The organism is Stenotrophomonas sp. YJH_SMC_119, from assembly GCF_059368315.1.
Genome location: NZ_JCAFRP010000007.1, coordinates 161,000 through 182,694 on the forward strand (window position 1 = coordinate 161,000; position 21,695 = coordinate 182,694).

21 protein-coding genes and 2 riboswitches are annotated in these 21,695 nt (G+C 67.7%); of the genes, 13 read left to right on the top strand and 8 right to left on the bottom strand.

The genetic code is table 11. From position 1 onward, the window contains the following. Nucleotides 1–20: 20 nt before the first annotated feature. Both AC5P6S_RS12850 and AC5P6S_RS12855 read left to right on the top strand, forming a co-directional pair. Nucleotides 21–278 (top strand): hypothetical protein, encoded by a 258-nt coding sequence (locus tag AC5P6S_RS12850; protein ID WP_005411217.1) that lies wholly within the window; start codon nt 21–23, stop codon nt 276–278. A gap of 295 nt (nt 279–573) precedes the next feature. Then, nucleotides 574–1,647, top strand: a complete 1,074-nt coding sequence (locus tag AC5P6S_RS12855; protein ID WP_201863714.1) for a 3-deoxy-7-phosphoheptulonate synthase — start codon at nt 574–576, stop codon at nt 1,645–1,647. A 168-nt stretch (nt 1,648–1,815) separates the two neighbouring features. On the opposite strand, the gene AC5P6S_RS12860 is transcribed toward AC5P6S_RS12855, so the two are convergent. Next, a complete protein-coding gene (locus AC5P6S_RS12860; RefSeq protein WP_005411215.1) occupies nt 1,816–2,433 on the bottom strand; it encodes a trimeric intracellular cation channel family protein in 618 nt (205 codons plus the stop codon). A gap of 82 nt (nt 2,434–2,515) precedes the next feature. Beyond that, nucleotides 2,516–2,621, bottom strand: a riboswitch (glycine riboswitch). A 13-nt stretch (nt 2,622–2,634) separates the two neighbouring features. Next, nucleotides 2,635–2,724: riboswitch (glycine riboswitch) on the bottom strand. Nucleotides 2,725–2,764: 40 nt separating this feature from the next. Between AC5P6S_RS12860 and AC5P6S_RS12865 the strand changes: the two genes are divergently transcribed. The 4 genes from AC5P6S_RS12865 (at nt 2,765) to AC5P6S_RS12880 (ending at nt 4,565) form a co-directional block, all read left to right on the top strand. Further along, nucleotides 2,765–3,040, top strand: a complete 276-nt coding sequence (locus AC5P6S_RS12865; RefSeq protein ID WP_012481382.1) for a GIY-YIG nuclease family protein — start codon at nt 2,765–2,767, stop codon at nt 3,038–3,040. Nucleotides 3,041–3,061: 21 nt separating this feature from the next. Next, nucleotides 3,062–3,604 carry a hypothetical protein gene (locus AC5P6S_RS12870; protein ID WP_323157168.1) on the top strand — a complete coding sequence of 181 codons (543 nt, stop codon included), beginning with the start codon at nt 3,062–3,064 and terminating at the stop codon, nt 3,602–3,604. A 68-nt stretch (nt 3,605–3,672) separates the two neighbouring features. Then, nucleotides 3,673–4,104, top strand: a complete 432-nt coding sequence (locus AC5P6S_RS12875) for a nuclear transport factor 2 family protein (RefSeq protein WP_005411213.1) — start codon at nt 3,673–3,675, stop codon at nt 4,102–4,104. A gap of 5 nt (nt 4,105–4,109) precedes the next feature. Beyond that, nucleotides 4,110–4,565 (top strand): hypothetical protein, encoded by a 456-nt coding sequence (locus AC5P6S_RS12880; RefSeq protein WP_012481379.1) that lies wholly within the window; start codon nt 4,110–4,112, stop codon nt 4,563–4,565. Between the two features lie 91 nt (nt 4,566–4,656). Here the strand turns inward: AC5P6S_RS12880 and AC5P6S_RS12885 are convergent, their stop codons facing one another. Then, on the bottom strand, nt 4,657–5,937 hold the full coding sequence (locus AC5P6S_RS12885; protein ID WP_012481378.1) for an NAD(P)/FAD-dependent oxidoreductase: 1,281 nt from the start codon (nt 5,935–5,937) through the stop codon (nt 4,657–4,659). A 123-nt stretch (nt 5,938–6,060) separates the two neighbouring features. On the opposite strand from AC5P6S_RS12885, the gene AC5P6S_RS12890 reads away from it, so the two are divergent. Continuing rightward, nucleotides 6,061–6,840 carry an NYN domain-containing protein gene (locus AC5P6S_RS12890; protein ID WP_005411210.1) on the top strand — a complete coding sequence of 260 codons (780 nt, stop codon included), beginning with the start codon at nt 6,061–6,063 and terminating at the stop codon, nt 6,838–6,840. A gap of 143 nt (nt 6,841–6,983) precedes the next feature. Continuing rightward, nucleotides 6,984–7,604, top strand: a complete 621-nt coding sequence (locus tag AC5P6S_RS12895) for a glutathione S-transferase family protein (protein ID WP_005414615.1) — start codon at nt 6,984–6,986, stop codon at nt 7,602–7,604. Nucleotides 7,605–7,700: 96 nt separating this feature from the next. Here the strand turns inward: AC5P6S_RS12895 and AC5P6S_RS12900 are convergent, their stop codons facing one another. Beyond that, nucleotides 7,701–9,878, bottom strand: coding sequence for a primosomal protein N' (locus AC5P6S_RS12900; protein WP_088611291.1), 2,178 nt, complete (start codon nt 9,876–9,878; stop codon nt 7,701–7,703). 413 nt (nt 9,879–10,291) lie between these two features. Between AC5P6S_RS12900 and AC5P6S_RS12905 the strand changes: the two genes are divergently transcribed. From AC5P6S_RS12905 to sppA, 4 genes are all read left to right on the top strand, one after another. Beyond that, complete coding sequence (locus AC5P6S_RS12905; protein WP_099473979.1) at nt 10,292–11,296, top strand: hypothetical protein; 1,005 nt, start codon at nt 10,292–10,294, stop codon at nt 11,294–11,296. Then, on the top strand, nt 11,289–11,873 hold the full coding sequence (locus tag AC5P6S_RS12910; protein WP_005414612.1) for a DUF3106 domain-containing protein: 585 nt from the start codon (nt 11,289–11,291) through the stop codon (nt 11,871–11,873). The genes AC5P6S_RS12905 and AC5P6S_RS12910 overlap by 8 nt, the downstream gene beginning before the upstream one ends. 282 nt (nt 11,874–12,155) lie before the next feature. Then, nucleotides 12,156–13,520, top strand: a complete 1,365-nt coding sequence (locus AC5P6S_RS12915; RefSeq protein WP_005414611.1) for an MATE family efflux transporter — start codon at nt 12,156–12,158, stop codon at nt 13,518–13,520. 115 nt (nt 13,521–13,635) lie between these two features. Then, nucleotides 13,636–15,558, top strand: a complete 1,923-nt coding sequence (gene sppA, locus AC5P6S_RS12920) for a signal peptide peptidase SppA (RefSeq protein WP_049450300.1) — start codon at nt 13,636–13,638, stop codon at nt 15,556–15,558. 98 nt (nt 15,559–15,656) lie between these two features. Here the strand turns inward: sppA and AC5P6S_RS12925 are convergent, their stop codons facing one another. Next, nucleotides 15,657–15,869, bottom strand: coding sequence for a hypothetical protein (locus tag AC5P6S_RS12925; protein ID WP_005411203.1), 213 nt, complete (start codon nt 15,867–15,869; stop codon nt 15,657–15,659). Between the two features lie 111 nt (nt 15,870–15,980). Between AC5P6S_RS12925 and AC5P6S_RS12930 the strand changes: the two genes are divergently transcribed. After that, the gene (locus AC5P6S_RS12930) at nt 15,981–16,757 is read left to right on the top strand and encodes an SDR family oxidoreductase (protein WP_005411202.1); all 777 of its coding nucleotides are present in this window, start codon (nt 15,981–15,983) and stop codon (nt 16,755–16,757) included. 94 nt (nt 16,758–16,851) lie between these two features. Here AC5P6S_RS12930 and AC5P6S_RS12935 read toward each other — a convergent pair whose 3' ends face one another. The 4 genes from AC5P6S_RS12935 to AC5P6S_RS12950 form a co-directional block, all read right to left on the bottom strand. Beyond that, nucleotides 16,852–17,598, bottom strand: coding sequence for a hypothetical protein (locus AC5P6S_RS12935; RefSeq protein ID WP_005411201.1), 747 nt, complete (start codon nt 17,596–17,598; stop codon nt 16,852–16,854). A 22-nt stretch (nt 17,599–17,620) separates the two neighbouring features. Continuing rightward, nucleotides 17,621–18,310 carry a DUF4124 domain-containing protein gene (locus tag AC5P6S_RS12940; protein WP_049396406.1) on the bottom strand — a complete coding sequence of 230 codons (690 nt, stop codon included), beginning with the start codon at nt 18,308–18,310 and terminating at the stop codon, nt 17,621–17,623. Nucleotides 18,311–18,353: 43 nt separating this feature from the next. Then, entirely contained in the window at nt 18,354–18,944 is a 591-nt protein-coding gene (tsaC, locus tag AC5P6S_RS12945) for an L-threonylcarbamoyladenylate synthase type 1 TsaC (RefSeq protein WP_005411199.1), read from the bottom strand. A 129-nt stretch (nt 18,945–19,073) separates the two neighbouring features. Then, the gene (locus tag AC5P6S_RS12950) at nt 19,074–21,566 is read right to left on the bottom strand and encodes a DNA topoisomerase I (RefSeq protein ID WP_005411198.1); all 2,493 of its coding nucleotides are present in this window, start codon (nt 21,564–21,566) and stop codon (nt 19,074–19,076) included. Nucleotides 21,567–21,695 lie beyond the last annotated feature (129 nt).

Genomic DNA, 21,695 nt, shown 5'->3' on the forward strand with positions numbered 1-21,695 from the left:
CATCCGCAGGAAGGTCGATCATGCAGAGCACGCTCCAGGTCACGCTGTTCGGCCCTCTTGGCGACAGCCCGGCGTTGCAGTTGCCGGGGCTGGAGGGGCCGTCGGTGGCCATCCAGGAATCGGCCCTGCGGCGCTTGGTTTCCGATCTTTACACCGCGCGTTCCCTGCTCAACCCCGAGCAGCTGGACGAGGCCCGGCAGGAACTGGATCGCGTGCTGGAACGCTGGGCCGACATCCATGAGGGCCTGCTGCTGGACGTGGAAGTGCATGGCAAATGAGCGACGTTGCGTGGTTGCCGCCGCGTGGGCAGGGCCGGCGCGCATCTCGCTGAACCGCGTCCCCAGTTGCGGATGAAACATTTTGCACTGCGCAAAAGCTGTGCTATCAATACAACCCATGAACGCAGCCGCCACCCGCTTTTACTGGTATTACTTTCCGAAGCCACTGGCGGAGGAAGGACTGCGCTCACCCTGAAGAAAGCTTCAGACGCATTCCCGAAAGCCGCCAGCGAACCTGGCGGCTTTTTTCATGCCGCCACGCTGGGGACCCCCAACGTTCCGGAGACCTCCCCCAATGCCCCCGCACACCGACGACCTGCGTATCCGCACCATCGAACCGCTGACACCGCCTGCCCAGCTGCTGGCGATGCTGCCGTGTGACGATGAAGCCTCCGACACCGTCAGCGCCTCGCGCGCGGCCCTGCACCAGATCCTGCATGGCCGTGACGACCGCCTGGCAGTGGTGGTTGGCCCATGCTCGATCCACGACCCGAAGGCCGCCATCGAGTACGCCCAGCGCCTGAAGCCGCTGCGTGACGCGCTGGCCGGGGAACTTGAAATCGTGATGCGCGTGTACTTCGAGAAGCCGCGCACCACGGTGGGCTGGAAGGGCCTGATCAACGACCCGGACCTGGATGGCAGCTTCAGGATCGACAAGGGCCTGCGCATCGCCCGTGGCCTGCTGCGCGACATCAACAAGCTCGGCCTGCCGGCCGGTGTCGAGTTCCTCGACGTGATCTCGCCGCAGTACATCGCCGATCTGGTGGCCTGGGGCGCCATTGGTGCGCGCACCACCGAAAGCCAGGTGCACCGCGAACTGGCCTCGGGGCTGTCGTGCCCGGTCGGCTTCAAGAACGGCACCGATGGCAACGTGAAGATCGCCGCCGACGCGGTGGGTGCGGCCTCCAATCCGCATCACTTCCTGTCGGTCACCAAGCAGGGCGGCACCGCCATCGTGTCGACCACTGGCAACCCGGATTGCCATGTGATCCTGCGCGGCGGCAAGCAGCCGAACTACGATGCAGGCAGTATCGCCGAGGCCTGCCAGGCGCTGGCCAAGGCCAAGCTGCCGACGCGCCTGATGATCGACGCCAGCCATGCCAACAGCCTGAAGAACCCGGACAACCAGCCGAAGGTGATCGAGGACATCGCCGTTCAGTTGGAAGACGGTGAACAGCGCATCGTCGGTGTGATGATCGAGAGCCATCTGGTCGGTGGTCGCCAGGAACTGGTGGAAGGCCAACCGCTGGTCTACGGGCAGAGCATCACCGATGGCTGCATCGACTGGGACACCACCGTGACGGTGCTGGAGCGACTGGCCGCGGCCGTGCGCGCCCGTCGCGACGTGAAGGTGTCCGAAGCCGCTTGAGTGCGGCACGTGTGTGGATGGCGGCCAGCGCCTGCGGGGGTGCGGCCGCGATCAGGGCCGGTCGGAGTTGGAGACCGGCCCATCTGCACCGGCGATGCGCCTGGCGCTGCGCATGAGCGACAGCGCCAGGTACATCGCCGGGGTGGTGCGGATTCCGCCGCGCGAACCTCAATGCACTTCGTCGTGGTACACGAACTTCGGCATTTCCCAGCGGTAGTGGATCGCCAGCAGGCGCAGCGCGAAGCCGCCGCCGAGGCAGCACAGGATCGCGGTGGCGTCGGCCACGCCCCAGTGCAGCAGCAACAGGTAGGCCGCGCCGGTCAGCAGCGCGATGATCGCGTACAGCTCCTTCTGGAAGATCAGCGGCACCTCGTTGCAGAGGATGTCGCGCAGCACGCCGCCGAACGCGCCGGTCAGCATGCCGGCGATCAGCACGATCGGCATCGCATGGCCGGCTTCGCGCGCAATCGAGCAGCCGATCAGGGTGAAGGCGATCAGGCCCAGGCCATCGAGCACCAGGAAGGTGCGGCGGAAGTGGTGCATCCAGCGCGCCACCCAGGTGGCGATCAGCGCCGCGCACACGGTGAAGCCCAGGTACTCGGGATGCTTCACCCAGCCCAGCGGGTAGTGGCCGAGCAGGATGTCGCGCAGTGAACCACCGCCGAGGGCGGTGACGCAGGCGATCATGACCACGCCGAACAGGTCCATGCGGCGGCGGCCGGCGGACAGCGCGCCGGTCATGGCTTCGGCGGAAATGGCGATCAGGTAGATGATGGACAGCAACATGGGGCAGGCTCCGGGCGCGGTGGGGCCGGCCATGCGCGGACGCCGCCATTGCCTGCGCAATGACGGAATGACGATGACCGGTGCCGCTCCCGCTGTCCTTTTGCCTGAGAGTTCAGCGGCATGGGCCGCGTGCCCCTTCGGCGGATCGTCCCGGGCATGCCCGGTGACCTCTCTCCAGCTCGGCGAGTCGAATGCATGGTTGGTGGGATTCCAGCCCACCGGCCTGAGCGATCATGGGAGCCTGCGCCTTCGGCGGGCGCCAGCGCGGCGCCTCTCTCCTGCATTCGGGCGCCAGTATATCCGCTGCAGTGCAGCACGGCATAATCCGGGCATGGCCCCGTCCCTCCGCCCGTGGTTCCTGTACCTGCTCGAATGTCGCGATGGCAGCTATTACGCCGGCATCAGCACCGACGTGGACGCGCGTTTCGCCGCCCATCAGGCTGGCAAGGGCGCGCGCTACACCCGGGCCCGGCCGCCGCTGCGGGTGCTGGCCGTGCGCGAGTACCCGGACCGGGCCGCCGCCTCGCGGGCCGAATGGCAGCTCAAGCAGCAGCCGCGCGAACGCAAGCTGGCCTGGCTGCAGGCGCCGGATCCTGCGCTTCTGTAAAGCCGAGCCCACGCTCGGCTGTTGTTGCTGCTGCCTGATGGTGAAGCCGAGCATGGACCCGGCTCTACAGTAGATCCACGCCATGCGTGGATGGGCGCTTCCAGTCATGCCATGATCGCCACACCCATCGACACATGGATCCGTCCGATGAAGAACTGCGGGATACTGCTGTTGACTGCCTGCGCGGCCCTTCTGGCCTGCACCCAAGCACCGTCGCCACCGCCACCGCAGCATGGGCAGATCGGCACCGCTGCTGAGCTGGCTGCGTATGGCCCGAGGACACCCGAACCGATCCACCTGCGTCGTGACCGGGTCCCTCCCGATCTGGTCGATCTGATCCCGTTCGCGGAAAAGTGGGGGATCGGCGATGACGTGCTTCGCAATGAAATGCGGGAGCGCGCCACTGACGCGGAAAAGCAGGCATTGATGAATGCGCTGGCGGGGCGCCATGCGCGCATCACCGCCTGGTTGGACAGCTTCCCGCAGGGGCAGCCCATGTCTGAAGAAGCCGCTGCGTTCATGTACATGCAGCTGGGCACCGACGAAATGGGCCTGATGCCGTAGATCCACGCCATGCGTGGATGCGGCTTGCATATGCCATGATCGCCCAGCCCTCAGCGCTGGAGACCCGGATGTCCACCGTCGCCCTGTTGTTCGCTCTCTCCGCGTCAACCAGTCCCGCTGCCGACCCGGCCACCCTCGCGGCCATCGAAGCCACCTGCCATGACTACGTCGACGGCCAGCTGGAGGCCGACCCGCAGCGCGTCGCCCGCTCCCTGCACCCGGACCTGGCCAAGCGCGCGGTCCTCGGCGATACGCCCGACGAGCGGCTGGGCCTGCGCCGCATGTCGAAGGAAGAACTGGTCGCGCTGACGAAGCAGGGCGCGCTGAAAACCCCGAAGGATCAATGGGACCGCCGCTGCACGGTGCTGGACGTGACCGGCAATGCCGCCTCGGTGCGATTGGAAACGCCGTGGTTCGTCGATTACTTCCACATGGGGCGCTTCGACCAGCGCTGGGTCATCGTCAACGCGTTGTGGTACCCGAAACCGAAGGCGAAGTGAGCACGATGCGTGCCGCCGGTAAGGCATGGGTCTCCGTCGTCGTACTGGCCGCCGGCATCGCACTGCTGCCTGGCCTGCTGTACCTGCTCGGGCTTGCCCTGGTGGGCGGTTGGCCGAAGCCAGCAGACCGTGCGCCCAGTGGTGTGGCTGCGTGCAGCAGTGAACCGCGAACAGGATTTCAGCCGATGAATCCCTGGAGTTTCGCCGCGCAGTTCTTCGACGACGACGCGATGAAGAAGAAGGTGCCAGAGGTGGAACGGGAGGCGTTCTGGATTGCCCGCCGCCATCTTTGGCGGCAGCCACGGCACGACATGCTGCGCTGGCATCTGAGCAGCACGGCACTGACGATCTGGATTACCCGCAACTGGAGTGCCGCGCAGATTGCCGACACCGCAAGGAAGGAGGACTTCTGCCGCGCATGGTCGAAACGGCGGGCGCCCGGCGGCCCGATGAAGCGGTAGATCCACGCCATGCATGGATGATGTTGACGGAGTCAGAGCCCTTTCCTGCGGAAAGGGATCGGACCGCGTGGCAGCCGGCCAGCGGCGGGCACTACCGCCTCGGTCGCCGGTCTTCCTGGTCATCGCCGAAGATGATGCGTGCGCTGCGCTGGTAGCTCCAGTACGCCACGGCCCAGTTCAGCAGCACCACGATGCGGTTGCGGAAGCCGATCAGGAAGAACACGTGCGCGGCCAGCCAGAACCACCAGGCCAGCACGCCCGACAGCTGCAGCCGCCCCAGGTGCACGATCGCGGCCATGCGACCGATGGTGGCCAGGTTGCCGTAGTCGGCGTACTTGAACGGGCCGGGCTCGGGCTTGCCGTGCAGGCGTGCGCGGATCACCTCGGCCACGTATTTGCCCATCTGCTTGGCAGCGGGTGCCACGCCGGGTACCGGCTTGCCGTCGGCCTGGCTCAGTGCGGCCAGGTCACCGGCCACGAACAGCTCCGGGTGATCGGGCAGGGTCAGGTCCGGTTGCACCGGCACGCGGCCGGCGCGGTCCAGCGGCACGTCCAGCGTGCGCGCCAGCGGTGAAGCGGCCACGCCGGCGGCCCAGACCACGGTGCGGGCCGGTACGAACTGGTCACCGAGCGTGAAGCCCTGGCTGTCGATGTCGCTCACCGGGGTACCGGTCAGCACTTCCACGCCCAGCTTTTCCAGCTGGCGGCGTGCTTTCAGCGAAAGTACTTCCGGGAACGAGGACAGCACGCGCGGGCCGGCCTCGACCAGCCGCACCTTGGCGCTGGCCGGGTCGATGTGGCGGAATTCGTTGCGCAACGTATGCCGCGCGATCTCGGCCAGGGTGCCGGCCAGTTCAACACCGGTGGGACCGCCACCGACCACCGCGAAGCTCAGCCATGCGGCCTTCTTCGCCGGGTCCGGTTCCGCCTCGGCGCGCTCGAACGCCAGCAGCAGCTTGCGGCGCAGCGCGATCGCATCGTCCAGCGTCTTCAGGCCGGGCGCATCATCGGCCCACTGGTCGTTGCCGAAGTAGGCGTGGGTGGCGCCGGTGGCCAGCAGCAGGCTGTCGTAGTCCAGCGTGCTGCCATCGGCCATGCGGATCTGCCGGGCCTGCTTGTCGATGGCGACCACTTCGCCGAGGCGGACTTCCACGTTGCGCTGGTGGCCGAGGATATGGCGCAGTGGTGCAGCGATATCCGGCGCGGACAGGCCGGCGGTGGCCACCTGGTACAGCAGCGGCTGGAACAGATGATGGTTGCGGCGGTCGACCAGGGTGATGCGTATGCGCTCGCGGGCCAGGGCACGGGTGGCCCAGAGACCGGCAAAACCGCCGCCGACAACAACCAGGTGGGGAACGCGCTCGCGACTCATCGACTCACTCCAGTGGGGGCATTGGGGGAAGCGCCTGGCATCTTCGCACGGCGGCCGCCTGTCACGTCAGCGCCCGCGTGGATCGGCGATACTCGGGTTCAGGCAACCGCCCGCGAGGAGTCCATGAGCGAACCGGAAAAGCGCATCGCCCTGTTGATCGACGCCGACAATGCGCCGGCCTCGAAGATCGACGAGGTGTTGGCCGAAGTGGCCCGCTATGGGGTGGCCAACGTGCGCCGCGCCTATGGCAACTGGAAGAGCCCGCGACTGAAGGGGTGGGAAGCGGTGCTGCATGAGTATGCGATCCGTCCCATCCAGCAGTTCGCCTACAGCAAGGGCAAGAATGCCTCGGACATGGCGATGGTGATCGATGCCATGGACCTGCTGTACGCGCGCAACCTGGATGGCTTTGCCATCGTCTCCAGCGATGCGGATTTCACCCCGATGGTGATGCGCCTGCTGACCGATGGCGTGAAGGTGTACGGTTTCGGCGAGAAGAAAACACCCGAGCCGTTCGTCAACGCGTGCTCGAAATTCACCTACCTGGAAGCACTGGGCCAGACCCACGCCAGCGTGCCGGATACCGAACAGGCATCCAGCGAACAGGCCTCGAACGAGCCGGTGGCCAACGACGATGCGCGCCCGCGCAAGAGCGGTGCGGAAATGCGCAGCGACACGCGGCTGGTGAAGATGCTGCGCCGCGCGGTGTCCGCGGCCGAGGGCGAGGATGGCTGGTCGCACCTCGGCCCGGTCGGCAGCCAGATCGGCAACCAGGCGTCGTTCGACCCGCGCAACTACGGCTACGGCAAGCTCAGCGATCTGCTGGCAGCGATCGGCCTGTTCGAACTGAAGAAGGATGGCAAGTCGTCCTACGTGCGCGCGCTGCCGAAAAAGAACCGGTAATGCCGGCCGCTGGCCAGCGAGGAACCGGTAGTGCCGGCCGCTGGCCGGCAATCCCCGGATGCCAGATTCCGCATCCCGCATGCACACACCCCGCCCGATCAGGGGTATCGTTGCCGCTCGCATTGCCAGCAAGGATTACCCGCATGTTGAAGATCTGGGGCCGTCGCAATTCCAGCAACGTCCGCAAGGTGCTGTGGTGTGCCGAGGAAATCGGCCTGCCGTACGAGTCCATCGAGGTCGGTGGCAGCCACGGCGGCACGCAGACGCCGGAATACCAGGCGATGAATCCCAATGGCCTGGTACCGGTGATCGAAGACCACGGCCTGCCGCTGTGGGAATCGAACGCCATCGTGCGCTACCTGAGTGCGCGCTACGCGCTGGGCACGCTGTACGCCGAAGACCCGATGGAACGCGCCCAGGCCGAGAAGTGGATGGACTGGAGCACCTCGCGCATGGCGCCGCTGTACACCGACCTGATCTGGGGCATCATGCGCACCGCTCCGGCCGACCGCGACGAAGCGCGGATCAATGCCGCCATCGTGCGCGCCGGCGACTACCTGGCGATGGCCGATGCCACCCTGGCCAAGCAGCCGTGGCTGTCCGGCGAGACATTCGCGATGGGTGACATCCCGCTGGGCTCGCTGATCTATGCCTGGTTCGAACTGCCGATCCAGCGTCCGGAACTGCCGCACCTGGCCGACTGGTACGCCCGTCTTCGCGAGCGCCCCGCCTACCAGCGCGGCGTGATGTCGCCGCTGACGTAAGCGAAAGCGTCGGGGGTCAGAGCCCTTTTCTGCGAAAAGGGATCCGACCCCAGGGCATCGGGGTCGGATCCCACCCGACGGGTGGGCTCTGACCCCTCAATAAAGATCCGTCGGATCCACATCCAGCGACCAGCGCACCTTGCGTGCTTCCGGCAGCGCATACAGCTGCGGTACCAGTTGCGAAAGCACCCCGTGCAGCGGTGGCCGCTGCGCGGCAGACAGCAGCAGCTGGGCGCGCTGGTAACCGGCGCGCCGTGGCATCGGCGCCGGCATGGGGCCATAGGCCTCCACCACGTCCTGCTCGCCCAGCAGCTGTCGCGCTGCCAGCAGGAATGCATTGGCATGCTCCACCTGCTGCGCTTCGGCGCGCATCAGCGCCAGATGCGCGAACGGCGGGAATCCTGCGGCCTGGCGCTGGTTCAACTCGGCCTGCGCAAACGGGTGGTAGCCACCGCTGACCAGGGTCTCCAGCAGTGGGTGCCCCGGGTGATGCGTCTGCAGCCAGACTTCGCCCGGGTCGCGCGCGCGTCCGGCGCGACCGGCGACCTGGATCAGCTGCTGCGCCAGTTTCTCGCTGGCGCGGAAGTCGGCCGAGAACAGGCCCTCGTCGATGCCGACCACCACCACCAGGGTCAGCTTGGGCAGGTCGTGGCCCTTGGCCAGGATCTGCGTGCCGACCAGGATGCCGGGCTGGTCGCCCAGTTTCGCCAGCTGTTGTTCCAGTGCATCGCGTCGCGAGGTGGTGCTGCGGTCGATGCGCACCACCGGGAAGTCGGCGAAGGCGGCGGTGAGATGTTCTTCCAGGCGCTCGGTGCCGATGCCCTGCGGTTGCAGCGCCAGACTCCCGCACGCGGGGCATGCCAGCGGCGCCGGTTGCCGCGCACCGCAGTGATGGCACTGCAGGCGACGACCGCCGCCATGCACGGTCATCGGTGCATCGCAGCGGTTGCATGGCGCGGTCCAGCCGCAGTCGTGGCACAGCAGTACCGGCGCATAGCCACGGCGGTTCTTGAACACCAGCACCTGCTGGCCGCGCTGCAGGTGCTCGCCAATGCCGGCCAGCACGTCGGCCGAGAGGCCGTCATGCAATGGTCGCTTGCGCACATCAAGGATGCGCACGCGCGGTGGCCGCGCATCACCGGCACGCTGCTTCAGGCGCAGGTGGGTGTAGCGCCCGGCATAGGCGTTGTGCAGCGTCTCCAGTGAAGGCGTAGCGCTGCCCAGCAGAACCGGAACGCCCAGCGCCTTGCCCCGGACCAGAGCGAAATCGCGTGCGTGGTAGCGGATGCCGTCCTGCTGCTTGTAGCTGCCGTCATGCTCCTCGTCGACGATCAGCAGGCCGGCCTGCGGCAGCGGCGTGAACACCGCCGAGCGGGTGCCGACGATCACCCGTGCCTCGCCGCGCGAAGCCGCCGCCCAGACCCGGGCGCGCTCGTTGTCGTTCAACCCCGAATGCAGTGCATGCACGGCGATGCCGAGGCGGCCGCGGAAGCGTGCCAGGGTCTGCGGGGTGAGGCCGATTTCCGGCACCAGCACCAGCGCCTGCTTGCCTTGGGCCAGGCAGTGGATGATGGCCTGCAGGTAGACCTCGGTCTTGCCGCTGCCGGTTACGCCATCCAGCAGGAACGGTTGGAAGCCCTCGACTGCGTTGATCGCCGCCACGGCCTCTGCCTGCTCCGTGTTGAGGGTGGGGCCAGGCAGTGGCTGCGCGTGCTGCGGAGCGACGCGCAGCGCCACGCGTTCGGCCAGCTCGCGCTTGGCCAGGCTGCGCGCGGCGGTGCGCCAGTCGTCCATGCGTTCGCCCAGCACGTCCTCATCGACGATGGCGTCGGCCAGCAGCTCGGCCAGCTGCCGGGGGCGGCTGCCGGCGCGCAGTTTTTCGCGCTGGGCGCGGCCTTCGGCGGTCAGCTGCCAGCCCCAGTGATGAGTGTCGGGCAGGGCGTCGCCATGGCGCAGCGGGCCCGGCAGGGCGGTGCTCAGCACCTCGCCCAGTGGCGCATGGGTGTAGCGCGCCAGCCACTGCAGGCTGTGCCACAGCTCGCCCTGGAGCAGCGGTTGCGGGTCGCACCAGGCCAAGGCCTGGCGCAGTCCCTGGCCGTCATCGGTCTGGCCGTGCCCCACCACCACGCCGACCAGCTCGCGGTTGCCGAACGGCACCTTCAGGCGGCAGCCGACCGCGACCGTGGGGCCATCGCCCTCTGGTGACAGGTAGTCGAACAGGCGCGGCAGCGGGACGGGCAGGGCGACCTGCAGGGTCGGAATGGGTGAAAGCATCGGGCCAGTGTAACGGGCCATGCGCGCGCGGATGGCAGGGGCCAGAGACTGCCGGGGGGCCCTCGTCGAATCATAAATGTCACCTAAATATCGGTGTCCATTGGAGATTCAGTCTTATCCACATGTTCTGTGGATAACGTTGTGCGTTACCGGTCGACGGGAACGCAGGAGGCCGATGGCGACGAGCTCACGCTTGGGTTGGTCAAAAAATCGCCACACTTCAAAGTCATTCAAAATCAACAACTTGAGTGTGAAACATTGCTGAAACAGAGTGAATTCAGCTGGATGCCGCAGTTTTCCCCGAGGCGGGCGTGGTGCTGTGCACAACCTGCAGCACGAAGTGCCTGCGCGCGCAAGTCCTACGGGTGCCGATGGGCTGCCGCTATCATGCCGGCAGACCTTTGGAGTGACCGATGACGGCTGTGCCCGCCCCTGTTTCCTCGACCGCGGCCGGCGCGCTGTCGGCGTTCCTGCGCGGCGTCGAGCGCCGCGCCCTGGTGGTGGCTGAGCTGCAGTGCGGCGATGCCGCGCGAGCCGAGCAGACCCTGGTGGCGGTGATGCGCGCCTTCGCCGCGGTCGCCAGCGACCTGCCGATGGCGCAGTGGCCGACCCGCTTCTGGACCCTGCTGGGCCAGCGCCAGGCGCTGCGCGAGCCGGTGGGCGGCCAGTGGCTGCCGCCGTTGGCCGCGCTGGGCGAGATGGGGCCGCTGCCGCGCTTGGCATTCCTGCTGCGGGTGGGCGGCAGTCTGGACGAGGGTATCGCCATGCGCGTGCTCGACCAGGACGAAGCGGGCTACCAGCACCTGCTGGCTGATGCCTGCCCCCGTGATGCGCACGGCCAGCCCGATGCGTCGGCATGGCGCCAGCTGGCCGAACAGGTGCAGCTGCGCATCCGCGACCTGCCGGCCAAGCGCCTGCAGCAGCTGCAACAGCCGGCTGCGTCGGCCGCCAGCAATGAAGCTCCCGCGACCAGCTGGCGCGCACCGCAGCGCGATGATCGTGCGACCGCCCAGGGCAAGCGGCGGCGTCCCAATGCCAGGCCGCGCTGGCGCGGCCCGGTGATCCTGCTGGTGACGGTGGCGGTGCTGTTGGCTGCGGCACTGGGCTGGCGCTACTGGCAAGGACATTCATCCGGTAGCGACGCTCCACTGCCGGAAGGGGTAGTGGGCGAAGCTGGCCCGGTCACGGTGGAAGCTCTTCCGCCGAGCAAGGTCAATGCCACGCCGGATGCGACCCCGGCCCAAGCCTCCGACGACGCCATGATGCTGGCCGACCGCGACTATCCGCTGGTGGCCGATGCCGATCTGTATGCCTGGACCGCCGTCGGCGGCCCGTTGCCGGTGGACGAATCGCAATCCAGGCCGAGCCGGCCCGAGCCGGCCAGCGCCACGCTGGAAACCGCTGCCGCCGATGAATAAGACCCTGTTCGCCAGCCTGCTGCTGGCCCTGCCGTTGTCGCTGTCCGCCGCGCCGCAGACCTTGAGCGTGCCGCTGCCGCCGCCAGTGCCGGGCAGTTCACCGGCGGCTCCCGCTCCGGCCACCACAAACACGACGCCCGCTGCGTTCACCCAGCTCGACGCCCAGCAGCAGCGTCAGCGCCGTGCCGACTACGCGGCCTGGCGCGCCCTGCCGGAGAGCGAGCGGGAGCGCATCCGGCAGGCTGCGGCGCGGTTCAATGCGCTGCCGGCGGACCAGCAGCAGCGCCTGCGCGAGCAGTTCCAGGCGCAGGACCAGGCCTTCCGCGAGGGCTGGCGGCTGGGCCCGCAGCTGGGACTGGAGTTCCCCAAGCTGCACGGCCTGTTCGGCTTCGTGCCACCGGAACAGCGCGAGGCCGCGCTGGCCGTGCTGCGCCAGCTCAGCCCGGCGCAGCTGGCCCAGCTGACCCTGGTCGCGCAGCGCACGCCACCGCAGGAGCGTGACACGGTGCGAGGCGCGTTCCTCGCCGTGCCCGCCGCCGAGCGCGATGCCTGGCTCAAGCGCCAGGCGGGTCAGTAAACCGGAAGGCGTAGCGTCCAGGGGTAGCGTCGACTGTTGGTCGACTGCTCTTCATACTGATCCGCGAAAAACCCGCGCTGCGCGCGGAAGTCGACTGACAGTCGACTCTACAGGGCGGGCGGTTTTCCCGGTAACGCGATCGCAACGCGTGATGCCGGGGCCTGCCGGAACCCAGCATTCACGCCATGTCATGGGAATGCGCGCGCTGCGCGCGTAAGATGACCGGCCGCAACCCGGTGCCTGTGCCCTTCGCGCGCAACCGTAGTTCGCGTCAAGCACCTTATGTCTACTGCAACCTCCACGCCGCGCTTCAGCAAGGAAGTCGGCGCCACCGGTCTGCTCGCCCTGCCGCTTGTGCTCGGGCATGTGTCCACCGGCCTGATCTCCTTCGTCGACAACGTGATTGCCGGCCACCATGCCACCGCGACCCTGGCCGCAGTGACCATCGGCACGGCGCTGCTGTGGCTGCCGATGCTGATCCCGATCGGCACCCTGATCTCGCTCACCGCCTCGGTATCGCAGCTGCACGGCGCCGGCCGCGAGCGCGAGATCGGCCCGCTGTTCCGCCAGGCACTGTGGCTGGCGCTGGGGCTGGGGCTGATCATGTTCACCTTCCTCACGGTGGTGCCGCCGCTGCTGCCATCGTTCGGGATCGCGCCGGACATCGTGCCGGGGGCGACCGCGTTCCTGCACGCGGTGCGCTGGGGCGGGCCCGCACTGACCCTGTACTTCTGCATGCGTTACCTGAGCGAAGGCATGCACTGGACGTTGCCGACCATGCTGCTCGGCTTCGGCGGCCTGCTGGTGCTGGCGCCGATGGGCTACGTGCTGGCCAACGGCAAGCTCGGTTTCCCGGAACTGGGTGCGGAAGGCCTGGGCATCGCTTCGGCGGTGATGATGTGGCTGCAGGCCACGGCGTTTGCCCTCTACCTGTGGCGCACCAAGCGCTTCGCCCACCTGCAGCTGTTCTCGCACTTCGAAGGACCGCGCTGGAAGGCGATCTGGGACCTGCTGCGCACCGGCCTGCCGATCGGCATTACCGTGCTGATGGAAGGCGGCCTGTTCATCGTCACCGCGCTGCTGATCGGCCGCCTGGGTGCGAATGAAGCGGCCGCGCACCAGATCGCGATCAACGTGGCGCAGCTGTGCTTCATGATCCCGATGGGCGTGGCCGAGGCCACCACCGTGCGCGTCGGCCATGCGGTTGGCCGTGGCGATGGCTTCGGCGTACGGCGTGCGGCCTGGGCCGGCTACGCGATCATCATGGGCACGCAGACGCTGTCGGCGGCGGTGCTGCTGTTCGGCCACGATGCCATCGTCGGTGTCTACACCAACGACCTGGCGGTGGCCGGCCTGGCCTCGACCCTGCTGCTGTACGCGGCCACCTTCCAGTTCCCGGATGGCATCCAGGTGCTGTCGGCCGGCGCGCTGCGCGGCCTGAAAGACACCCGCGTGCCGATGTTCATCGCCATGTTCGCTTACTGGGGCCTGGGCATGCCGCTCGGCGCCGGGCTCGGCCTGGGTCTGGGCATGGGCCCGCAGGGCATGTGGATCGGCCTGATCGTTGGCCTGACCGCCGCTGCCATCCTGATGGGCTGGCGCCTGCGCCGCAGCAGCCTGCGCATCGGCCAGTCGATGTTGTCCTGACCTTTGCGCCCGTCATGCCGACCCATGGCGGGCGATCCCCTGACTTGTGTCCGATGCTGCATCACGCGGCACCGGCTATGCTGGTACCACGGCAAGAAGCCATCCGGAGCGTTCCATGAATCAACCCGTGCCCCCGCTGCCCCCGGCGCGTCGCAACCCCGTCGCCAGTTTCTTCATCGGGCTGTGGGACGTCATGAACTTCACCCGCCGGTTGATCCTCAACCTGCTGTTCTTCGGCCTGCTGTTCCTGCTGCTGGTGATGTTCGTCATCGCGGCGGGCATGGGTGCCGGTGCCAGCAAGTCACTGCAGGATCGCACCACCCTGGTGATCGCCCCGGAAGGTCGTCTGGTCGAGCAGTTCAGCGCCGACCCGGTCAGCCGTGCACTGGCCAAGGCGGTGGGCGACAACGGCGCCGAAGAGATCCAGCTGCGCGACCTGCTGCGGGTGATCGAGTCGGCCAAGGAAGACAAGAAGATCGAGCGCGTGGTGCTGGAGCTGGACAAGCTGCAGCCGTCCGGCTTCGCTTCGCTGCGTGAAGTGGCCACCGCGCTGCAGGACCTGCGTGCCTCCGGCAAGCAGCTGGTGGCCTACAGCGAGAGCATGGGCCAGTCGCAGTACCTGCTGGCCGCACAGGCCGACGAGGTCTACCTGGACCCGATGGGGTCGGTGGTGCTCGAGGGCCTGGGCCGCTACCGCCAGTACTTCCGCACCGGCCTGCAGGACAAGCTGGGCGTGGACGTGCACCTGTTCAAGGTGGGCGAATACAAGTCCGCGGCCGAGCCGTACGTGCTCGATGCGGCCTCGCCGGCCTCCAAGGAAGCCGACCTGTTCTGGATGAACGACGTGTGGCAGCGCTATCTGGCGGACATCGCCAAGGCGCGTCGCCTGGACCCGGCACAGCTGGCCGCCGGCATCGACACGCTGCCGGAAGGCATCGCCGCCGCCGGTGGCGACCTGGCCAAGTTCGCCCTGCAGCAGAAGCTGGTGACCGCGCTGAAGACCCGCGAGGAGTTCGAGGATCTGATGATCGAGCGCGGCGTGGCCGATGACGATGCCGACGGTGGTTTCCGCAACGTCGACTTCGGCACCTACCTGGGCCAGCTCGATGCGCGCCGCAACCCGGTGGACAACCGTCCGCAGGTAGCGGTGGTTGTGGCCGCCGGCGAAATCAGCGGCGGCGATCTCCCGGCCGGCCGCATCGGTGGCGAATCGACCTCGGCGCTGCTGCGTGCCGCGCGTGACGACGAGAACGTGAAGGCGGTGGTGCTGCGCGTGGATTCGCCAGGCGGTGAAGTGTTCGCCTCCGAGCAGATCCGCCGCGAAGTGGTGGCCCTGCAGGCCGCCGGCAAGCCGGTGGTGGTGTCGATGGGCGACCTGGCCGCCTCCGGTGGCTACTGGATCAGCATGAATGCCGATCGCATCTATGCCGATCCGTCGACCATCACCGGTTCGATCGGCATCTTCGGCATGGTGCCGAACTTCAGCCGCGCGCTGGACAAGATCGGCGTGCACACCGATGGTGTCGGCACCACCCGTTTCGCGGGTGCGTTCGATGTCACCCGCCCGATGGATCCGGCCGTGGGCCAGGTCATCCAGTCGGTGATCAACAAGGGTTACGCCGACTTCACCGGTCGCGTCGCCGACGCCCGCAAGAAGCCGGTCGAGGCCGTCGACGAAGTGGCGCGTGGCCGCGTGTGGAGCGGTGCGCAGGCCAAGGAACGTGGCTTGGTCGATGCCTTCGGTGGCCTGAAGGATGCCGTGGCCGATGCCGCCAGCCGTGCCAAGCTGGGCAAGGCCGATGCCTACCGCGTGCGCTACATCGAGAAGGCGGCGACGCCGTTCGCGCAGTTCGTCAGCGGTTTCGCCGGCAGCCGCGCCGGCGCCTGGATGCTGTCCGACTCGGGCATGGCGCGGATGGTGCTGGCGCGCGCGATGCCGGAAGTGGATACGCAGCTGCGCTTTGTCGAGAACGCGGCGCGCGAGAAGGGCAACGGCACGCCGGTGAAGGCGCTGGCCTACTGCTTCTGCGGGTTCTGATCGGCAGCGGTGACGAATGAAAACGCCCGGCCCTGGCCGGGCGTTTTCGTTGGTGGGGTCGGATCCCTTTGCCCCGCAAAGGGCTCTGACCCCACAGGTCACTGCGTCGCGTCGGCCTCGGCCTTGCGTTCGCGTGCGGCGGCCTCTTCCACGGCCTTCCCTGCGTCCTTCGCACGGTCCAGCGGTTCCTGCATCGCACGCGACATCGCTTTGGGCACCGGTGGCTTCTCCGGGTTCGGCGTCGGCGGCCGCTGGCAGGCCACCAGCAGCACGCCGGCCAGCAGGGACGAGAACAGGGTCAGGATGCGCATGGCGGCTCTCCGCAGTGGGCGTACGTGCAGTGTCGCATCCTCGGCAGAGGGCCGCCGTGAGCGCGTATCCTTGCCGCATCGAAATGCAGCGGGCGCGGCCCCGGAGGAAACATGACCCAGCAACGGTGGCGCCTGGACGGGCAGACCGCCCTGATCACCGGTGCCAGCGCCGGTATCGGCCTGGCCATCGCGCACGAACTGGCCGGCTTCGGCGCGGACCTGATGATCGTCGGGCGCGATATCGACATGCTGGAGACCGCGCGCGACGAGCTGCTGGATGTGTATCCGCAGATGCAGGTGCACGCGCTGGCCGCCGATGTCTCCGACGACGAGGACCGCCGGCAGATCCTGGACTGGGTGGAAGACCACAGTGATGGCCTGCACATCCTGGTCAACAACGCTGGCGGCAACGTCACCAAGGCGGCCACGGAGTATTCAGAGGACGAATGGCGGAAGATCTTCGAGACCAACCTGTTCTCGGCGTTCGAGCTGTCGCGCTACGCGCATCCGCTGCTGGCTCGCCACGCATCGTCGTCGATCGTCAACGTCGGCAGCGTGTCCGGCCTGACCCATGTGCGCAGCGGCGTGGTCTACGGCATGAGCAAGGCCGCGATGCACCAGATGACCCGCAACCTGGCCGTCGAGTGGGCCGAGGATGGCATCCGGGTCAATGCAGTGGCGCCGTGGTACATCCGCACGCGGCGGACCTCCGGTCCGTTGTCGGACCCGGATTACTACGAGGAAGTGATCAACCGCACGCCGATGCGTCGTATCGGCGAGCCGGAGGAAGTGGCCGCCGCGGTGGGCTTCCTGTGCCTGCCGGCAGCCAGCTATGTCACCGGTGAGTGCATCGCGGTGGATGGCGGCTTCCTGCGCTACGGGTTCTGATCTTTCAGGGGGTAGTGCCGGCCGCTGGCCGGCAACTGCAATCATCTGAAGATCCTGTGGTTGCCGGCCAGCGGCCGGCACTACCGGGTGGCGGTCACCCCGGTACCGGGCAGTTGCTGGCCTCCAACACCGCCTGCAGCCGCTCGCGTTCACCGCGCGCGGTATCGCGGTTTTCCGGTGCGGCGAAGCGTTCACGGCCGCGGGCATCACGGAAGCGCTGCTGCCAGCTGCCGCATCGCTGTGCTTCGGGAAGTTCCTCGCAGCGGTCGCGTACGACTTCGCAGCCGGCCGCGTTCATCGGCGTGACCCCGCCCAGGCCCTGCACCGTCATCGGTTCGCAGCGACCAGGTGATGCCTCGTACTCGTGCAGATAACCGCCGCCCTGTCCGTCGGTGCACTGGAAGATCGGGGGAAGCGGCGGCTTCGGTGGACCGTTGCCTGCTTCGGCACGGGCATCGGCATCACGGCGCAGGGTCGCACTGTCGAGAATCTGGTTGGCACCTTCGCGTTCAACCATTCCCGCTTCCATGATGGTGCGTCCTTCGTCCGCACGTCGTGGTTTCGCTGGGGCCGCAGGGGCAACGGCCGGTCCGGCCGGCACCGGCGCGGGTGTTTCGACGGGGGCGGGTGCAGGTTCCGCAGCCACAGGTGCAGCGGCAGCCGGCTGCGGGTTGGCCGGGCCGGGCACGCGCAGCACCTGCTGCTTGCTGCCGGTGGGGCACGGCGTGCGCTGCAGGGTAGGGACGTCACTACTGCTGGAGGTACAGCGGTAGATCACGCCCTCTTCGGCCAACGCGCTTCCGGGCAGCAGCGCCAGAAGCAACCAGATCAGTCTGTTCATGCTCACAGCGTACAGGCTGCGCTCAACGCTGGCAGTCGCGTGACAGGCGCGCGTCGATGCCACGCTGTTCGTTGTTGATGGCGGTGCGCTCGCTCTGCAATGCGCTGTTGTAGCGACGGTCCAGTTCCCAGCGGCGGTCGCGCAGGCGCGCACAGACCTGCTGTGGCGGCAGCGCGTGGCAGCTGTCGCGCACCAGCACGCTGCCGGCCGGGACCTGCACGCCTACGCCGACGGCGGGCGGCCGGTAACCGGGACCCTCGCCGACGGGCGGACCGATCGGTGTGCCGATGGCCGGGCGCGGACCCGGGTACGATGGGCCCCGATGCCCGTGTGGCAGCCAGACGCTGGTCCACAACGGCACCCAACGCGGATTGCCCTCGTTGCTGTCGCTGGTATAGCGCTGGCCATCGTCGCGCACGCATTCGTAAAGCGGCTGGGGCGGCTGGATGTAGACGTGGCGGACCTCGCGGTCACGCATCACCGGAGATTCGTCCGGCGGTGCGGGCGGCGCATCGCTGCGCACCACCCGCGGCGCTGGATCGCGCGGGCGCTGCAGGTCGCGGACTTCCTGGCGGCCGCTGCTGCAGGGCCTGTCCTGCAGGGCCACGGCGCCGTTGCTGGCGACGCAGCGGTAGACCCGCACATCCTCGGCCGCCGGTGCCGTCGATGGCAGCAGCAGGCACAGGCCCAAAGCGGTGCGCAGCAGGTTCATGACGGCAGGGTGCGCGATTGTCCGGGGCAGCGCAATCGGCCGCTCAGGAGCGCAGCACGTTGCCGCTGAGCGCGTCGCGGATCGGGGTGGGCTGGGCCAGGCCGCCGGTTTCGCCATCCAGGATGCCATCAAGCAGGCGCAGCAGGCGTGGATCCAGTTCTTCGCGGCGGCGCGCCGGTGGTTCGCCGGCCAGGTTGGCGCTGGTGGAGACCAGCGGGCCTCCCCAGGCACGGCAGAGTTCGGCCACCAGCGGGTGGGCGCTGATGCGCACGGCGATGCCGCTGTGCTCCCCGGTGACCCACGGCTGGGCACGGGGTCCGGCCGGCAGGATCCAGGTGTTGGCGCCGGGCCAGCTGGCCAGCACCGCGCGCTGGCGTGCGTCCGGCAGGGCCTGCAGGCGCACCCAGCCTTCCAGCTGCGCCAGATCGGCCGCGACCAGAATCATGCCTTTTTCGATCGGGCGTTGTTTCAGTCGCAGCACCATGTGCACCGCCGCCTCGTGCGAAGGGTCACAGCCCAGGCCCCAGACCGCTTCGGTCGGGTAGGCGATCACGCCGCCCGCACGGAGCGTGGCGACAGCAGAGTCCAGGGTGAGTTCTTTCATGGCGGCGACCGGCCCGGCGTGGGCCTTCATTATCCCCCCGCTGCGTGCAGAAGGGGTGGACCCTGGCACCCGGTAGTGCCGGCCGCTGGCCGGCATCTGATGCTTCTGGGGCTGCCGGCCAGCGGCCGGCACTACCCCTCATCCACGTATGGCGTGGAGTTACTTCGCGGCCTTCTTGACGGCCTTCTTCGCCGGGGCCTTCTTCGCGGCGGCCTTCTTTACTGCTTTCTTGGCCGCGGCCTTCTTGGCAGGCGCTTTCTTTGCAGCGGCCTTCTTCGGCGCCGCTTCCTTCTTCACTGCCGCCTTCTTGGCCGGGGCTTTCTTCGCAGCGGCCTTCTTGGCACCGAAGCCCTTGCGCACCGGCTTGCCGGTTTCTTCCATCAACTGCTGCACTTCAGCCAGGGTCAGCGACGCAGGTTCGCGATCCTTGGGGATCTTGCCGTTCATCCTGCCGTCGCTGATGTACGGGCCGAAGCGGCCGTTCAACACCTGGATGTCGCTGCCCTCGAACTCCTTGATGATCCGGTTGCGCGCGATCTCTTCCTTCTCTTCGATCAGGAACACGGCGCGCGCCAGGTCGATGGTGTACGGGTCGTCCTCCTTCTTCAGCGAGGCATAGGTGCTGCCGCGCTTGGCGAACGGGCCGAAGCGGCCGATGCCGACGCTGACCGGCTCGCCGTTGTCCTCGCCCAGTGCGCGCGGCATCAGGAACAGTTCCAGCGCGTCTTCCAGGGAAATGGTGTGCATCGACTGGCCGGGGCGCAGCGAAGCGAACTTCGGCTTCTCCTCGGCATCTTCGGCGGTGCTGCCGATGGCGGCATAGGGCCCGAAACGGCCCAACCGCACGCTGACCGGCTTGCCGGTCTTGGGGTCGGTGCCGAGCTCGCGCGCGCCACTGGCCTCGGCGCGGTCGACCGATTCCTTCTTGTCTTCGACCAGTTCCTTGAACGGTTCCCAGAAGCGCGACATCAGCGGGATCCAGTCTTCTTCGCCACGCGAGACGGCATCGAGCTCGTCTTCAAGCTTGGCGGTGAAGTCGTAATCCACGTACTGGGTGAAGTGGCTGGACAGGAACTTGGACACCGCGCGGCCCACATCGGACGGGCGGAAGCTGCGGCCTTCCATTTCCACGTACTTGCGGAACAACAGGGTCTGGATGATCGAGGCGTAGGTCGAGGGACGGCCGATGCCGTACTCTTCCAGCGCCTTCACCAGCGCCGCTTCGGTGTAGCGCGGCGGCGGCTGGGTGAAATGCTGTTCGGCCTGGATGCGTTCCAGCGGCACGCGGTCGCCGGGCTTCATCGCCGGCAGCTTGCGGCCTTCGTCCTCGTCCTCGGCACTCTTGTTGTCCTTGCCTTCCTCGTACACGGCCAGGAAGCCGGGCACGACCACGGTGGTGCCGCTGGCGCGGAACACGTGTTCGCTGCCGGCCGACAGGTCGACGCTGACCGTGTTGAGCGTGGCCGGAATCATCTGGCAGGCCACTGCACGCTTCCAGATCAGCTCGTACAGGCGGCGCTCGTCGTCGGTGAGGAAGCGGGCGACCTGGGCCGGGGTGCGCAGGGCCGAGGTCGGGCGTACCGCTTCGTGCGCTTCCTGGGCGTTCTTCGACTTGGTCTGGTAGGTGTTGGGCTGGTCGGGCAGCGAGGCGATGCCGTAATCACGGGCGATCACGTCGCGGATCTCGGCCAGCGCATCCTGCGACAGGTTCACCGAGTCGGTACGCATGTACGAGATCAGGCCGACGGTGCCTTCGTCACCAATCGCCACGCCTTCATACAGCTTCTGCGCCACCTGCATGGTCTTGCGGGTGGTGAAGCCGAGCTTGCGCGAGGCTTCCTGCTGCAGGGTGGAGGTGGTGAACGGCGGCGCCGGGCGGCGCTTGCGCTCCTTGCTGGCCACGTCGGTGACGTGCAGCGAGCCCTGCGCGGCCTGCTGGATGCGCATCCGCGCCGCTTCAGCGGTGTCGCCATCGGTGATGGTGAACTGCTCGAACTTCTGCCCGTCCAGCTTGATCAGCTTGGCGTTGAAGTGCTGCGACGGGTGCGCGCACTCGGCGGCGATCGACCAGTACTCGCGGGCGATGAAGGCTTCGATCTCTTCCTCGCGCTCGACGATCATGCGCAGCGCCGGGCTCTGCACGCGGCCGGCGGACAGGCCGCGCTGGACCTTGCGCCACAGCACCGGCGACAGGTTGAAACCGACCAGGTAATCCAGCGCGCGGCGCGCCTGCTGGGCATCGACCAGGTCGCTGGCGATCGCGCGCGGCTGGCTGATGGCTTCCTTGATGGCGCGCGGGGTGATCTCGGTGAACACCACGCGCTGCATCGGCTTGTCCTTGACCAGCCCGCGTTCCTTCAGGATCTCGGCGATATGCCAGCTGATCGCTTCACCCTCGCGATCCGGGTCGGTCGCCAGCAGGATGTCGTCGGCGCCCTTGGCGGCCTTGGCGATCGCGTCGACGTGCTTCTCGTTCTTGTCGATCACGTCATAGTGCATGGCGAACCCGTTGTCCGGGTCGACCGCGCCTTCCTTCGGAATCAGGTCACGCACATGCCCATACGAGGCCAGGACGGTGTAGTCCTTGCCGAGGTATTTGTTGATCGTCTTGGCCTTGGCCGGCGATTCGACGATGAGCAGGTGCTTGGGCATGGCAGCAGGGTCTGTGGGGCGAACCGTGGGGAAGGGGCCGCTAGGGTGGAGCAAATGGCCGCATTAGTGAAGCGGCCACGCGCAAATCCATAAACTGAACGCCCGGTAATGTGCCGGGCGTTCAGGTTT

Coding starts and splice junctions, on each gene's coding strand:
- AC5P6S_RS12850 (WP_005411217.1), top strand. CDS start 21: ATGCAGAGCACGCTCCAGGTCACGCTGTTCGGCCCTCTTGGCGACAGC.
- AC5P6S_RS12855 (WP_201863714.1), top strand. CDS start 574: ATGCCCCCGCACACCGACGACCTGCGTATCCGCACCATCGAACCGCTG.
- AC5P6S_RS12860 (WP_005411215.1), bottom strand. CDS start 2,433: ATGTTGCTGTCCATCATCTACCTGATCGCCATTTCCGCCGAAGCCATG.
- AC5P6S_RS12865 (WP_012481382.1), top strand. CDS start 2,765: ATGGCCCCGTCCCTCCGCCCGTGGTTCCTGTACCTGCTCGAATGTCGC.
- AC5P6S_RS12875 (WP_005411213.1), top strand. CDS start 3,673: ATGTCCACCGTCGCCCTGTTGTTCGCTCTCTCCGCGTCAACCAGTCCC.
- AC5P6S_RS12880 (WP_012481379.1), top strand. CDS start 4,110: ATGCGTGCCGCCGGTAAGGCATGGGTCTCCGTCGTCGTACTGGCCGCC.
- AC5P6S_RS12885 (WP_012481378.1), bottom strand. CDS start 5,937: ATGAGTCGCGAGCGCGTTCCCCACCTGGTTGTTGTCGGCGGCGGTTTT.
- AC5P6S_RS12890 (WP_005411210.1), top strand. CDS start 6,061: ATGAGCGAACCGGAAAAGCGCATCGCCCTGTTGATCGACGCCGACAAT.
- AC5P6S_RS12895 (WP_005414615.1), top strand. CDS start 6,984: ATGTTGAAGATCTGGGGCCGTCGCAATTCCAGCAACGTCCGCAAGGTG.
- AC5P6S_RS12900 (WP_088611291.1), bottom strand. CDS start 9,878: ATGCTTTCACCCATTCCGACCCTGCAGGTCGCCCTGCCCGTCCCGCTG.
- AC5P6S_RS12905 (WP_099473979.1), top strand. CDS start 10,292: ATGACGGCTGTGCCCGCCCCTGTTTCCTCGACCGCGGCCGGCGCGCTG.
- AC5P6S_RS12910 (WP_005414612.1), top strand. CDS start 11,289: ATGAATAAGACCCTGTTCGCCAGCCTGCTGCTGGCCCTGCCGTTGTCG.
- AC5P6S_RS12915 (WP_005414611.1), top strand. CDS start 12,156: ATGTCTACTGCAACCTCCACGCCGCGCTTCAGCAAGGAAGTCGGCGCC.
- sppA (WP_049450300.1), top strand. CDS start 13,636: ATGAATCAACCCGTGCCCCCGCTGCCCCCGGCGCGTCGCAACCCCGTC.
- AC5P6S_RS12925 (WP_005411203.1), bottom strand. CDS start 15,869: ATGCGCATCCTGACCCTGTTCTCGTCCCTGCTGGCCGGCGTGCTGCTG.
- AC5P6S_RS12930 (WP_005411202.1), top strand. CDS start 15,981: ATGACCCAGCAACGGTGGCGCCTGGACGGGCAGACCGCCCTGATCACC.
- AC5P6S_RS12935 (WP_005411201.1), bottom strand. CDS start 17,598: ATGAACAGACTGATCTGGTTGCTTCTGGCGCTGCTGCCCGGAAGCGCG.
- AC5P6S_RS12940 (WP_049396406.1), bottom strand. CDS start 18,310: ATGAACCTGCTGCGCACCGCTTTGGGCCTGTGCCTGCTGCTGCCATCG.
- tsaC (WP_005411199.1), bottom strand. CDS start 18,944: ATGAAGGCCCACGCCGGGCCGGTCGCCGCCATGAAAGAACTCACCCTG.
- AC5P6S_RS12950 (WP_005411198.1), bottom strand. CDS start 21,566: ATGCCCAAGCACCTGCTCATCGTCGAATCGCCGGCCAAGGCCAAGACG.